This is a genomic window from Bradyrhizobium sp. CCGUVB14, assembly GCF_024199935.1.
GTDB lineage: Bacteria > Pseudomonadota > Alphaproteobacteria > Rhizobiales > Xanthobacteraceae > Bradyrhizobium.
Genome location: NZ_JANADS010000001.1, coordinates 7,069,883 through 7,083,679 on the forward strand (window position 1 = coordinate 7,069,883; position 13,797 = coordinate 7,083,679).

General features: G+C 65.1%; 13 protein-coding genes. 7 read left to right on the forward strand and 6 right to left on the reverse strand.

Annotated features, from left to right (window positions below; all coding sequences use genetic code 11):
- The first annotated feature begins 139 nt into the window (after positions 1-139).
- From NLM32_RS33100 to NLM32_RS33115, 4 genes are all read left to right on the forward strand, one after another.
- On the forward strand, positions 140-1,711 hold the full coding sequence (locus tag NLM32_RS33100) for an ABC transporter ATP-binding protein (RefSeq protein ID WP_254132905.1): 1,572 nt from the start codon (positions 140-142) through the stop codon (positions 1,709-1,711).
- On the forward strand, positions 1,695-2,786 hold the full coding sequence (locus NLM32_RS33105; RefSeq protein WP_254132906.1) for an ABC transporter permease: 1,092 nt from the start codon (positions 1,695-1,697) through the stop codon (positions 2,784-2,786). The genes NLM32_RS33100 and NLM32_RS33105 overlap by 17 nt, the downstream gene beginning before the upstream one ends.
- Positions 2,773-3,690, forward strand: coding sequence for an ABC transporter permease (locus NLM32_RS33110; protein ID WP_254132907.1), 918 nt, complete (start codon positions 2,773-2,775; stop codon positions 3,688-3,690). Before NLM32_RS33105 ends, NLM32_RS33110 begins: the two co-directional genes overlap by 14 nt.
- A gap of 79 nt (positions 3,691-3,769) precedes the next feature.
- The gene (locus NLM32_RS33115) at positions 3,770-4,846 is read left to right on the forward strand and encodes a BMP family ABC transporter substrate-binding protein (protein ID WP_254132908.1); all 1,077 of its coding nucleotides are present in this window, start codon (positions 3,770-3,772) and stop codon (positions 4,844-4,846) included.
- Between the two features lie 100 nt (positions 4,847-4,946).
- On the opposite strand, the gene NLM32_RS33120 is transcribed toward NLM32_RS33115, so the two are convergent.
- Complete coding sequence (locus tag NLM32_RS33120) at positions 4,947-6,296, reverse strand: 8-oxoguanine deaminase (protein WP_254132909.1); 1,350 nt, start codon at positions 6,294-6,296, stop codon at positions 4,947-4,949.
- A gap of 153 nt (positions 6,297-6,449) precedes the next feature.
- Between NLM32_RS33120 and NLM32_RS33125 the strand changes: the two genes are divergently transcribed.
- Together NLM32_RS33125 and NLM32_RS33130 are read left to right on the forward strand one after the other, a co-directional pair.
- Positions 6,450-7,277, forward strand: coding sequence for an FAD binding domain-containing protein (locus NLM32_RS33125; RefSeq protein ID WP_254132910.1), 828 nt, complete (start codon positions 6,450-6,452; stop codon positions 7,275-7,277).
- On the forward strand, positions 7,274-10,003 hold the full coding sequence (locus NLM32_RS33130) for a molybdopterin cofactor-binding domain-containing protein (protein WP_254132911.1): 2,730 nt from the start codon (positions 7,274-7,276) through the stop codon (positions 10,001-10,003). Before NLM32_RS33125 ends, NLM32_RS33130 begins: the two co-directional genes overlap by 4 nt.
- Here NLM32_RS33130 and uraD read toward each other — a convergent pair.
- The 4 genes from uraD to NLM32_RS33150 form a co-directional block, all read right to left on the reverse strand.
- On the reverse strand, positions 10,000-10,887 hold the full coding sequence (gene uraD / locus NLM32_RS33135) for a 2-oxo-4-hydroxy-4-carboxy-5-ureidoimidazoline decarboxylase (protein ID WP_254132912.1): 888 nt from the start codon (positions 10,885-10,887) through the stop codon (positions 10,000-10,002). The two genes, NLM32_RS33130 and uraD, sit on opposite strands and share 4 nt — an antisense overlap.
- A gap of 7 nt (positions 10,888-10,894) precedes the next feature.
- Positions 10,895-11,830: an allantoinase PuuE gene (gene puuE, locus NLM32_RS33140; protein ID WP_254132913.1), complete on the reverse strand. Its 936-nt coding sequence runs from the start codon at positions 11,828-11,830 to the stop codon at positions 10,895-10,897.
- Positions 11,831-12,244 carry a DUF3830 family protein gene (locus NLM32_RS33145; protein WP_027531871.1) on the reverse strand — a complete coding sequence of 138 codons (414 nt, stop codon included), beginning with the start codon at positions 12,242-12,244 and terminating at the stop codon, positions 11,831-11,833.
- 99 nt (positions 12,245-12,343) lie between these two features.
- Complete coding sequence (locus NLM32_RS33150) at positions 12,344-12,622, reverse strand: hypothetical protein (RefSeq protein WP_254132914.1); 279 nt, start codon at positions 12,620-12,622, stop codon at positions 12,344-12,346.
- 23 nt (positions 12,623-12,645) lie between these two features.
- Here NLM32_RS33150 and NLM32_RS33155 point away from each other — a divergent pair, with 23 nt between their 5' ends.
- A complete protein-coding gene (locus tag NLM32_RS33155; protein WP_254132915.1) occupies positions 12,646-13,086 on the forward strand; it encodes a hypothetical protein in 441 nt (146 codons plus the stop codon).
- Between the two features lie 286 nt (positions 13,087-13,372).
- Here NLM32_RS33155 and NLM32_RS33160 read toward each other — a convergent pair whose 3' ends face one another.
- Positions 13,373-13,771, reverse strand: coding sequence for a hypothetical protein (locus tag NLM32_RS33160; protein WP_254132916.1), 399 nt, complete (start codon positions 13,769-13,771; stop codon positions 13,373-13,375).
- Between the last annotated feature and the right edge of the window lie 26 nt (positions 13,772-13,797).

A 13,797-nucleotide genomic window follows, 5' to 3' on the forward strand; every position in this document is an offset into this window, starting at 1 on the left:
CCGCTGAAAACGGCCGCGACTCACGCGGACGGCCGCCTGCCGAAGCGTTAAGCAAGGGATGACGCTTTTTCACACCTTACGCGGCGGTTCAAACTAGCCCACTATTGAGGCACTTCATCCCATGCAAGCGCATCAGCGAATGTTAGATCCGACGCCTAACGGCCTGCATTCCGGCGAGTCCCCGTTGCTTCAAACGGTGGGGCTCACCAAACGCTATGGGGATTTCCTCGCCAACGATTCCATCGACATCGACATCCGGCCGAAGGAAATCCATGCGCTGCTCGGCGAGAACGGTGCCGGCAAGTCGACACTGGTGAAGGCGATCTATGGGCTGATCCAGCCCTCTGCCGGTGAGATCCGATGGCAGGGCGATCGAATCGTGCTGTCCGGCCCGTCGGAAGCGCGCAGCCGCGGCATCGGTATGGTGTTCCAGCACTTTTCGCTGTTCGACAATCTCACCGTCGCCGAGAACGTCGCGCTTGGCCTCGACGGCAGGGAAACCTTCAAGGACATGTCGGCGCGGCTGGAACAGGTGTCGAGGACCTATGGCCTGCCGCTCGATCCCAGGCGCGAGGTCTGGCAGCTCTCCGTCGGTGAACGCCAGCGCATCGAGATCGTTCGCGCGCTGATGCAGGACCCGAAATTCCTGATCCTGGACGAGCCGACCGCGGTGTTGACCCCGCAGGAGGCCGACCAGCTCTTCATCGTGCTGGAGCGGCTCAAGGCCGAAGGCCGCGCCATCCTCTACATCAGCCACAAGCTCGAGGAGGTGAAGCGGCTCTGCGATACGGCCACGATCCTGCGCGGCGGCAAGAAGATCCAGACCTGCAATCCCCGGCTCGAGACCGCCGCATCGCTCGCACGCATGATGGTCGGCGGCGAGATCAAGGAGGTGAAGGCGCCCGCAGGCCGGCAGACGACGATACCGCGGCTGGTCGTCAACGACCTCTCGCTTGCGCCGGACGAGGCACATGGTGTGCGGCTCGAGCATATCTCTTTCGAACTGAAGGGCGGCGAAATCCTCGGCATCGCCGGCGTTGCCGGAAACGGCCAGGACGAGTTGTTCGCAGCACTGTCCGGCGAGCGGCTGTCGAAGGATCCCGGCACGGTGGTGATCGAAGGCATCGCCGCCGGCCATCTCTCGATCACCAAGCGGCGCAAGCTCGGCGCCGCTTTCGTGCCCGAAGAGCGGCTCGGCCACGGCACCGCGCCGCGCATGAAGCTGTCGGAGAATGCGCTCCTGACAGGACACGCCGCCAGCGGCATGGTCAATCACGGCTTCATCGACACCGCAGCCACGCTGAAGACCGTGGACAAGACGACCGAAACCTTCGACGTGCGCAAGGCCAAGCGCGATCCTGAAGCCGCGTCCCTTTCCGGCGGGAACTTGCAAAAATTCATCGTCGGCCGCGAGATCCTGCGCAACCCGGCGGTGCTGGTCGTGAGCCAGCCGACCTGGGGCGTCGACGCGGGTGCTGCCGCCGTCATCCGCCAGGCGTTGCTGGATCTCGCGAGCGCAGGCGCCGCGGTGCTGGTGACCAGCCAGGATCTCGACGAACTCGCCGAGATCGCCGACCGCATCGCCGTCATGTTCCACGGCCGACTGTCGGAACCGCTCGCCACGCGCGACGCGACGCGCGAAAAGCTCGGCCTGTTGATGGGCGGCAGCAGCCTGGAGCCGAAGGAGGCCGCGCATGCAGTTGGTGCTTGAGAAGCGCGCCGAGCGCTCCAACGCGATCGCGCTGGTCTCCCCGCTCATCGCGATCGGCCTGACCATCGTGACCATGACCATCCTGTTCGCGATCCTCGGCAAGAATCCGCTGCTCGCCCTGCAAGCCTATTTCATCGCGCCCCTGACTGACGGCTATTCGCTGCAGGAGATCGCGGTGAAGGCGACACCTTTGGTGATGATCGCGATCGGGTTGTCGCTCTGCTATCTCGCCAACGCCTGGAACATCGGCGCCGAAGGGCAATTCCTGATCGGCGCCGTTGCCGGAAGCTGGATCGCAGTGAAGACGCAGGGCACCGACGCCGGTGCATGGGTTCTGCCGGCGATGCTCGTGCTCGCCGCAGCCGCGGGCGCGCTCTATGCGCTGATCCCGGCGATCTGCAAGGTGAAGTTCGGCGCCAGTGAAATCCTCACCAGCCTGATGCTGGTCTATGTCGCCGACCTCCTGCTGGACTATCTCGTCCGCGGCCCCTGGCGCGATCCGAACGGCTTCAACTTCCCGACCACGGCTGAGTTCGATCCTGTCGCGACAGTGCCGCTGCTGATCGAAGGTGGCCGGCTGCATCTCGGCTCGATCATCGCGCTGCTGGTCGTTGCGGCGGCTGCGATCCTGCTCGGGCGCACCATCAAGGGGTTCGAGATTCGCGTCGTCGGTGCCGCGCCGCGCGCGGCGCGTTTCGGCGGCTTCAACGCCAACCAGCTCATCATCCTGACCTTCGCGGTGTCAGGCGCACTGGCCGGCCTTGCCGGCATCATCGAGGTCGCCGGCCCCGTCGGACATCTCCAGCCCGGCATCTCGCCCGGCTACGGTTTCACCGCGATCATTGTCGCCTTCCTCGGCCGATTGAATCCGATTGGAATACTAATTGCAGGCCTTTTTCTCGCACTGACCTTTATCGGCGGCGAGCAGGCGCAGATCGCAATGAAGATCCCGTTGGACGTCACCAAGGTCTTTCAGGGCATTCTGCTGTTCTACGTGCTCGCCTGCGATTCCCTCATTCTCTACCGCTTCAAGCTGGTCTTCCCAAACCGTCAGGTGACCCGTGGAGCTGGTTGAAGCCATCATCCTGTCGGTGCTCGCTGCATCGACACCACTGTTGATCGCGGCGACCGGCGAGCTCGTCACCGAACGCGCCGGCGTGCTCAACCTCGGCGTCGAGGGCATGATGATCGTCGGTGCCGCTTGCGGCTTTGGCGGCGCGTGGCTGACCGGCTCGATTCTGATCGGCGCATTGTTCGGTATCGTCGCGGGAACGCTGATGTCGCTGATCTTCGCGCTGATGGCGCTCGGGCTCGCCGTCAATCAGGTCGCGACCGGCCTCGCGCTGACCATTCTCGGCGTCGGTCTCTCCGGCCTGATCGGGGCCGGCTTCGTCGGCGAGCGCATCACTCCGGCGGCGCATCTTTATATTCCCGGCCTCACCGACATTCCGCTGGTCGGCCGCGTTCTGTTCGGCGAAGACGCCTTCGTCTATTTCTCCATCGCGCTCATTATCGGCGTCTGGTGGTTCCTGTATCGCACACGCGCGGGATTGATCCTCCGTGCCTGCGGCGACAACCACGTCTCCGCGCATGCGCTCGGCTATCCCGTGCTGCGCATCCGCACTTTCGCCGTGATGTTCGGTGGCGCCTGCGCCGGGCTCGCTGGCGCCTATCTGCCGCTCGCCTACACGCCGTTCTTCATTCCCGGCATGACGGCGGGCCGCGGCTGGATCGCGCTGGCGCTGGTCGTGTTCGCGTCGTGGCGCCCGGGCCGGCTGGTGGTCGGCGCCTATCTGTTCGGCGCGGTGACGATCCTGCAACTGCATGCGCAAGGCTGGGGTGTCGGCATTCCCTCGCAATTCATGTCGGCGCTGCCTTACCTCGCGACCGTCATCGTGCTGGTTCTGCTCTCCCGCGCGCGCTCCGGCGGCTCGACTGCACCGGCCGCGCTCGGCACCGTGTTCGTGCCTGACCGCTAGAGTGTTCATTTCCGCGGCGTGCGCGATGGGGCGCACACGTCGCGGATCGTGGCTTTCCCCTGATGTTTGGAGATTGATGATGAGGAAATCACTTCTTGCGCTGGCTGCCGGCCTTCTGCTTGCCGGGAGCGTCAGCACAGCCTCCGCCGCCGACAAGCTGAAAGTCGGCTTCATTTACCTCGGCCCGATCGGCGATCTCGGCTGGACCTATCAGCACGAGCTCGCTCGCCAGGCGCTGGTGAAGGAGCTCGGCGACAAGATCGAGACCACCTATCTCGAAAACGTGCCCGAGGGTCCCGACGCCGAGCGCGCCATCGAGCAGCTGGTCCGCGCCGGCAACAAGCTGATCTTCACGACGTCGTTCGGCTACATGGACCCGACGCTGAAGGTCGCCAAGAAATATCCGAACGTGCATTTCGAGCACGCCACCGGCTACAAGCGCGACAAGAACATGTCGACCTATTCGTCGAAATGGTACCAGGGCCGCTACATCCAGGGCCTGATCGCGGCCAAGATGTCGAAGTCCGGCGTGCTCGGCTATATCGGCTCGTTCCCGATTCCGGAGGTCGTCTCCGGCATCAACGCCACGATGATCGCGGCGCAGACCATCAACCCGAACATCAAGGTCAAGATCATCTGGGCCAACACCTGGTTCGATCCGGGCAAGGAGGCCGACGCCGCCAAGGCGCTGATCGACCAAGGCGCCGACGTCATCATGCAGCACACGGATTCGCCCGCAGCGATGCAGATCGCCAGCGAACGCGGCAAGTTCGCCTTCGGCCAGGACTCCGAGATGATCAAGTTCGGGCCCAAGACCCAGCTGACCTCGATCCTCGACACCTGGGGCCCCTACTACATCGAACGCGTCAAGGCCGAGCTCGACGGCACCTGGAAGTCCGAGGACAGCTGGGGCGGTCTCGACAGCCACATGTTCGCGATGGCGCCGTATACCAACATGCCTGACGACGTGAAAAAGATGGCCGAGGATGCCCAGGCTGCAATCACCGCGGGCAAGCTGCATCCGTTCAAGTGCCCGGTCGTTGGGCAGGACGGCAAGGAAATCGAGTGCAAGGGCGGCGCCAATCTCGCGGACGGCCAGATCCTCGGCATGAATTTCTACGTCAAGGGTATCGACGACAAGCTGCCGGGCAAGTAGCACGCTTCTTGCATTGTCTAAAACACCTGCTCCTCCCGGAGGAGGTTCGGAGGGGGTGGCCAGAAGCACCCGGCACTTGTGGTCGCCCCCTCCTTCTATTTCACCCCGCGTGCATCGCCCGCGCCGCGGAACTATGCCGGCGGATGAGGTCCGGGACGTCCAGTCCCGGGATCGCGCCGTCGACCACGGCCCAATTCCCCGCCACCATCACCCGATCGGCCCGATGAGCCCCGCACAGCACCAGTGCAGCCAGGGCATCGCCGTGGCCGGAAAAGCGCAGCTCGTCCAGCCTGAACAGAGCGAGGTCGGCGGCTTTGCCGACCGCGATCTCGCCGAGCTCCGGCCGACCGACGCACGCGGCCGAGCCCTTGGTGGCCCAGCGCAGCGCATCCTTGTGGCTGACCTTGGTCACGCCGTAGCGCGCCCGCTGCAGCAGGAAGGCGGCACGCACCTCCTGCATCAGATTGGATCCGTCGTTGGACGCCGAGCCGTCCACGCCGAGCCCGATGCCGACACCGGCCTCTTCCATCTCGCACACCGGGCAGCAGCCGGAGGCCAGCAACTGATTGCTGCACGCGCAATGGCTGATGGTGGTCTTCGCCTTGCCGAGGCGCGTCATCTCGTCGGCGTTGAAAAAGATGCCGTGAGCGAGCCAGGTCCGCGCATTGAGCCAGCCGCATTGCTCGAGATAGTCGAGCGGACGACAGCCATACATCTGCTGGCAGAATCTGTTCTCGTCCTCGGTCTCGGCGAGGTGGGTGTGCAGGCGCACGTCGAGCTTGTCGGCAAGGTCGGCGGTGGCGCGCATCAGCGAGGTCGTCACCGAGAACGGCGAGCAAGGTGCCAGCGCAATCTGCACCATCGCATCCGCACCGCGCTGGTGATGCTTTGCCACGACGCGCGCGCTGTCGGCGAGGATCGTGTCCTCGTCCTGCACGACGCTATCCGGCGGCAGGCCGCCATCGCGCTGCGACAGGTTCATCGAGCCACGCGTCAGCAGCACGCGCATGCCGAGCCGTTTGGCGACGCCGACCTCGATGTCGACGGATTCTTCAAGCCCTGCCGGGAAGACGTAGTGATGATCGGTCGTGGTGGTACAGCCCGAGAGCAGGAGTTCGGACATCGCAACGGTGACGCCGAGTTCGAGACGCTCCGGCGTCAGCTTCGCCCACACCGGATAGAGCGCCTGCAGCCAGGGAAACAGCTCGCGGTCCATCGCCGCCGGCAGCGCCCGCGTCAATGTCTGATAAAAATGATGGTGGGTGTTGATGAGGCCCGGCAACACGACGTGCTCGCGCGCATCGAACACCCCGACATCGGCAGTTGCCGGTGTTCCGCCAGCCGGCACGAGTTCAACGATACGGCCATCCTTAACGACGATGCCGCCCGCGGCGCCGTCGGCGAGGATGGCCAGGGGATTCCTGATCCAGATCGGCTTTGCGTCGCTCATGAACCTGTTTCTCCTCGCCGTCGTTAACGAAGGGCCTGCAAGGCAGAGGCCATCCCGAAGGCGTTATTGCTGCGACTTGTTGTTGCCACTTGGCGCTGGTCTTGCAAGACTTTCCCTTGGACAAATTCACCCGGCGCAGGCGTCGTTGCAGCCATGGACTTGAATACCATCACAGCGGTCGCCCATCCGCAAACGCGCGGCGACTTGCCCGTTTGGACGCCAGGTGATGCTTGGCTCGCGGGCGGCACGTGGCTGTTCTCGGAGCCGCAAGTCCACCTCACGCGACTGATCGATCTCACCGACCTGAAATGGCCGGCGCTGGCGATCACTGAGAGCCATCTCGCCATCGCCGCCACCTGCACCATCTCGCAACTCGATGCGCTCCCCTGCCCGACCGACTGGCTCGCGGCACCGCTGATCAGTCAATGCTGCCGCGCGTTTCTCGCCTCCTTCAAAATCTGGAAGACGGCGACCGTGGGCGGCAATCTCTGCATGTCGCTGCCGGCAGGGCCGATGATCTCGCTCACCGCTGCACTCGACGGCGTCTGCACGATCTGGAAAGCCGGCGGCGGCGAGCAGAGGATTCCCGTCGCCGAATTCGTCACGGGCAATCAGCGCAATCGCCTGTCGCCGGGCGACCTGCTGCGGCAGATCGACATTCCGCTTGCTGCACTGAAACGTCGCTCCGCGTTTCGCCAGATCTCGCTCGCGCCGGTCGGCCGCTCCGCGGCCCTTCTGATCGGGAGCCTCGATGGCGCCGGAGCGCTGAAGCTAACCGTGACCGCATCGACCGTGCGCCCCGTCCTGTTGTCGTTTCCAAAGCCGCCCGACGCGGCCGCACTTCGCACAGCAATCAGCGAGGAGATCACCGACGATCTCTATCACACCGACATTCATGGCAAGCCGCTCTGGCGCAAGCACATGACGCTGCGGCTCGCAGAGGAGATCCGCGCCGAACTCCTGGGTGCAACGCCGCCATGAGCGTCGAGGTCAATGGCGCGAAATTCCCGCAAGCGCCGCGCGCCGGCCAGTGCCTCCGCACGTTCTTGCGCGAGCTCGGTCATTTCGGGGTGAAAAAGGGCTGCGACGCCGGCGATTGCGGCGCCTGCACCGTGCTGCTCGACGGCGAGCCCGTGCACAGCTGCCTGATCCCCGCGTTTCGCGCGGAAGGCCGCTCGGTCACCACCATCGAAGGTCTCGGCGGCGAACATGGCGCGCACCCGATGCAGCAGGCCTTCCTCGACGCGCAGGGGTTCCAGTGCGGCTTTTGCACCGCCGGCATGATCCTGACCTGCGCCTCGCTGAACCAGGGGCAGCGCACCGATCTCGGCGCTGCGCTGAAGGGCAACATCTGCCGCTGCACCGGCTACCGCTCGATCGAGGATGCGATCCACGGCAAGACCAATGTCGAGGACAGCGTCGAGGCCGGCGGCGCGTTCGGCCGCAGCCTGCCGGCGCCCGCGGGCCCGGACGTCGTCCGCGGCAAGGCGCGCTACACGTTCGACACAGAGGTCGACGGCCTGCTGCACATCAAGCTGCTGCGCTCGCCGCACGCGCACGCACGAATCGTCGCAATCGACAGATCGGTAGCGATGACGGTGCCTGGCGTGCACGCGATCCTCACGCATGAGGATGCACCGTCGGTGCTGATCTCGACGGCGCGGCACGAGAAGGACTGGATGGACCCCGAGGATACCCGCATCCTCGACGACGTCGTCCGCTTCATCGGCCAGAAGGTTGCGGCCGTGGTCGCCGAGAGTGAGGGGGCTGCCGAGGAGGCCTGCCGTCGGCTGAAGGTCAATTACGAGATCTTGCCTGCGCTGATCGACGCTGAACAGGCGATGATGCCGGGCGCGCCTCTTGTTCATCCCGATCGCACCACGGCGAACCGGGTCGCTGATGCCCGGCGCAATCTCGTCGCGGAGACGCACGGCGAGTTCGGCGATGTCGCTTCCGCCCTCGCTACATCCGCAGTGACCTACGAAGCCACCTTTCACAGCCACCGCGTGCAGCACGCGGCGCTGGAGACCCATGGCGGCCTCGCCTGGCTTGACGATACAGGCGTCCTCAACGTTCGCACCTCGACACAGGTGCCGTTTCTGACCCGGCGCGCGCTGTCGGACATCTTCCAGCTTCCCATGGACAAGGTCCGCGTGTTCTGCGAGCGCGTCGGTGGCGGTTTTGGCAGCAAGCAGGAGATGCTTGTCGAGGATATCCTGGCACTCGCCGCGCTGAAAACGGGACGACCCGTCAAGCTCGAGCTCACCCGCGAGGAGCAGTTCATCGCGACCTCGACACGGCATCCGATGCGGGTCCACATCAAGGCCGGCGCCGATGCCGACGGCAAGCTCACCGCGCTGCAGCTCGACGTGCTCTCTAACACCGGCGCTTACGGCAATCACGGCCCCTCCGTGATGTTCCACGCGGTGAACGAGTCGATCGCCGTCTACAACTGCCCGAACAAGCGCGTCGACGGTCACGTCGTCTACACCAACACGGTGCCATCGGGTGCGTTTCGCGGCTATGGTTTGCCGCAGACCGTGATCGCGGTGGAAGCCGCGATCGACGAGCTCGCCAGGCAGCTTGGCATCAGCCCCTACGACATGCGCCGCCGCAACATCGTCAGGCCCGGCGACCCCATGCTGTCGCCGCCTGAGTCGGAGTATCACGACGTGCTCTACGGCTCCTACGGGCTCGATCAATGCATCGACCTCGTCGAGCGCGCCATGCGGGCCGATGGCCCGCAGCCCGAGCTGTCGGCTGACTGGCTGACCGGCGACGGCATTGCGCTGACCATGATCGACACGGTGCCGCCCGCCGGCCACATCGCGGACGCAATGATCGTGCTCAACGACGACGGAAGCTTCGATCTCACCGTGGGCACCGCCGAGTTCGGCAACGGCACCAGCACCGTGCATCGGCAGATCGCGGCGACAATTCTCGCCACCACCGTCGACCGGATCTGCCTGCGCCAATCCGACACCGCCCATGGCGGCCACGACACCGGCGCCTATGGCAGCACGGGCACGTTCGTGGCAGGCAAGGCGACGCAAGCCGCGGCCATGCAGCTTGCGACCGAGTTGAAGGCGGTCGCTGCCGACGCGTGGCTTTGCGACGCCGGGACCTGCACCCTCGAAGGTGAGTGCGTCGTCAGCGGTGTGCGGCGGATGTCCTTTGCCGAACTGGCGAAGTTTTCGCGCGAAGCCGGCCGTCCTCTCACAGCGCAGGGCAATTCCGGGGGAACGCCGCGCTCGGTCGGCTTCAACGTGCAGGGCTTTCGCATCGCCGTGAACAAGGGCACCGGTGAGATCAGGATTCTCAGGAGCGTGCAGGCCGCGGATGCGGGCGTCGTCGCCAATCCCATGCAGTGCCGCGGCCAGGTCGAGGGCGGCGTTGCGCAGGCCCTCGGCGCGGCGCTCTACGAGGAGATGGTGATCGACGCGAACGGCCGTGTCACCAATCCCAAGTTCCGCGATTATCACCTGCCGTCCTTCGCGGACGTCCCACGCACGGAAGTGTTGTTCGCCGAGACGTCCGACACGATCGGGCCGTTAGGGGCGAAGTCGATGAGCGAGAGCCCGTACAATCCGGTCGCCGCCGCGCTCGGCAATGCGATTGCCGATGCCACCGGCATCCGCTTCACCGCACCGCCGTTCAAGCCGGACCGGCTGTTTCCGGCGCTGCACGACAAGTTCGGCGACGACTAGCTCCCGCGATACGTCGAATAGCTCCAGGGTGTCACCAGCAGCGGCACGTGATAGTGCGCCTCCGGTTCGCTGATCGCGAAGCGCAGCGGGATCTCGTCGAGGAACGGCGGATCTGACAACGGCACGTTGCGCTCGGCGTAATATGTGGCGACGCGGAAGCGGAGCTCGTAACGGCCGATCGGCAGCGGGCGACCGCCGATCAGCGGTTGATCGGTACGGCCATCCGCATTGGTGACGCTGCGCGCGATGACGCGGCTCTCGCCGAGCGCAGCGAGCTCGACGAGCTCGACGGGAATGCCCGGCGCGGGCTTGCCGGCGTGATTGTCCAGGACGTGGGTCGAGAGTCGGCCGTGCACCTTCAGCTTGTCGTCGGCGACGACGAGCTGATCGAGCCGCAGCGCCGAGATGCGGCCGATCTCCTCGATCGCGCGGCGCGTCTCGGTCTTGGCAATGTTGCGCAGGCGCACCTCGAAGTCGCTCAGCACGGAATCCTTGGTGTGACGGCGCACGCAGACGATATAGGGGATACCGAATTTCTCGCGATAGGCGTTGTTGACGCGCTCGAACGCGGCGTACTCCGCCTCCGACAGCCGGTCGAGGCCGGCGCTGTTCTGCTCACTGGTGGATTCCGCCGTCAGGCCCGCCGCGCGCTGGGTCTTGTTGGCGAGATCGGGATGCGCACGGATCAGTGCCAGTTGCACATCGGGTTCGGCGGCCTGTATCGCCGAAATCAGTGCTGCATACAGCTGGTTGACGCCGGCAAACGGCCGCTGCGCTGCGAGCTGCTCGGCGATCCAGGGCGAATATTCGACGACGTTGGCGAGCGCGGCGACGAAGTCGGCCTTGCTTGCAGCGTTGAGGTCGGCGAGCGAGATTTGCGCCATCGTGACTTTACCCGATCCCGAACGCATCGGCGGCAAGATGCGCATGCTTGTCGTGCCAATGCTGCGCGATCTGCAGCCGCGTCGGCACCCAGACGCGCTCGTGCTTGCCGATATAATCGAGAAAGCGGATCAGGCCAGCAGCGCGACCGGGCCGGCCGGCGAGACGGCAATGCAGCCCCACCGACATCATCTTCGGCGCGGTCTCGCCTTCGGCATAGAGCACGTCGAACGCATCTTTCAGATAGGTGTAGAACTGCTCGCCTTCGGCAAACCCTTGCGGGTTGATGAAACGCATGTCGTTGGCATCGAGCGTATAGGGAATGATGAGCTGCTTGCCGTTTGCGCCCTTGACCCAATAGGGCAGATCGTCGGCATAGGAATCGCAGAGATAGAGGAAGCCGCCCTCCTCCATCAGCAGCCGGTTGGTGTTGATCGAGGAGCGCCCGGTGTACCAGCCGAGCGGCCGCGATCCGGTCGCCTCGGTGTGGACGCGGATCGACTCGGCAATCTCGGCGCGCTCCTGCGCTTCCGTCATGTCCTTGTGCTCGATCCATTTCAGGCTGTGGCTCGCGATGTCCCAGCCGGACTCCTTCATGGCAGCTACGATTTCCGGATTGCGCTTCAGCGCCGTGGCGACGCCGAACACGGTGGTCGGCCACTTCCGCTCATCGAACATCCGCCACAGCCGCCAGAAGCCGGCGCGCGAGCCATATTCGAACATGGATTCGATATTGGCGTGGCGCTGGCCGGGCCAAGGCTGCGCGCCCAGCACGTCGGACAGGAACGCTTCCGATGCGCGGTCGCCGTGCAAAATGTTGTTCTCGCCGCCTTCCTCGAAATTAACGACGAACTGCACCGCGACCCGCGCGTTGCCGGGCCATTGCGGATGCGGCGGATTGCGGCCGTAACCGCGGAGATCGCGCGGGTAGCTGCTATCAGTCACTCAGACTTCCTCGAAGCGGATCGGCAGCGCGCCCTTCCACAGCACGCTCTTGCCCAGCGTCGCCAGGTTCTCGAGGCCCGAGGTCACCGTGATGAAGTGATTGCCGGCGAGCTGGCCCATCTTGCTGGCGAAGTGGACGCCGCCATAGGCCATCAGGATCTCGGTTTCGCTGATGCCGCCGGGATAGAGGATGATCTGGCCCGGCGCGGGATAGCTGGTGTGGTTCTCGTAGCCGACGCCGAAGTCGAGATCGCCGAGCGGCATCCAGACGCCTTCGCCGCTCCAGCGCACATGGATGATGTGGCTCTCGAACGGCAGCGCCTTGCGGAACGCCGCGACGGTCTTGGGCGCCGCCTGCTCCTCGAAGCGGGCGTCGAAGGTGAAATCGCCTGCGCGGATAACGAGTTTGCTCATCTCATCTCTCTGGATCGGGGGCCAAGGGATCGGAGGCCCACGGGGAACCTGCAAGCAAAGAGCATTCCGGCGGGCTTCGCGCAAGTGGCGCCGAGCCCCTCACCTGCGGTCGTAAGACCAGCCGAACAGTCCGCTCCGCCGCACCTCCGGCTCGGGCTCCGCGGCCGGTGCGGGAGCCTCCTTCAGTTCCGCCTGCGGCGGGGGCGGCGTGGGCGCCGGCAGGTTCTCGCATTTCATGGAATAGACCAGCTTGCCGTCGGCCGTGCGCCCGATCGGCGCGCAGGGGTCGGGATGCGCCGCCGAGGTTTTCGGAGTCAATTTGACCTGCGCCGCAGCCGGCGCCGCGATCAACAGCAGGATCAGCAGATATTTCGACATCGTTGTCGGGCCTTAAACCGTCATTGGCCCCATTCAACCGGATTGCGTCCGTCAAGTCCATCGGGCCCGGTGGGGCGATTGCCGAATATTTAGCCGGGACCAAAAAACTTGCTCGCCCCTTCGTGAAAGCGGCGCGACCGATCGTGAAGCCAGCGCTGCTGATGCCGGGCGGCCCGCATCGCCATGTGAGGCGTGACGACGATGACACTTCTGACAACCGGGACGTCGTCACGGGAGAAACAACCATGCAAAAGACTTTCACGATTCTCAGCGCTGCTCTGATCGCCGCCGTCACCGTCCAGACCGCTGCGGCGAGCGACCGCCATCATGTCCGCAAGGCGCAACCCGCCCCCATCAGCCAATCGGCCCGCGACTCCAACGCAGCGATGTGGCCATCGCAACCAACGGCCCCCGACTGGTCGCGCTACGCCAACGGCGCAATGTCGGCGCCGGCGGGACGGTGATGGTGGAGGCGTAGAGCGGCTGCAACGCGCAGTGCCGTAGGGTGGGCAACGGCGCGAAGCGTCGTGCCCACGATTCCGGTGATGAAACGCAAAATGCGTGGGCACGCTTCCGCCCTCGCTCTTCGAGCTACGGCGGACAAGTCGCTTTGCCCATCCTGCCCGCACCTCTCGTGCCGACGCTGCCGCGTCCACTGCAAGCCCGGCTCGCGATCAGTGACAACGTACGATCGCCCCTTACCGGCGAAGGTTGACAGGCCGTGCAGGTGTTTTGCCCGTTGGGCAACCGTCAGTACGGATTGTAGTAGCGTGGCCCGCCATAGTAGCCGTAGCCCGGCCCATAATAGCCCGGGCCGCCACCATAATAGCGCGGGCCGCCATAGTAATAATTGTCGTAGTAGTCCTGGCGCCGGCTCTCGGCGATCGCGCCTCCGATCAGGCCGGCCGCGGCGCCCATGAAGGCAAGGCCGGCGGCGCTCGGTCCGCGCCGATAATAGCGGTGACGTCGCGCGGCGCTGAAATCGGTCGCGCTTGATGAGCCTTGCCCTGCCGCCGCGGCCGTTGCCTTGGCCGGCGTCGGGGACGCAGCAGCCGACGGCGATACGGACGCCGCGACCAGGGCGAGAGTGGCGAATGCGGCGAGCGCAGTGCTGCGGCCGACCTTCGAATTCACGGACTTGTCACTCATTTGAACGTCCTCTGCTCTCGCCCAAA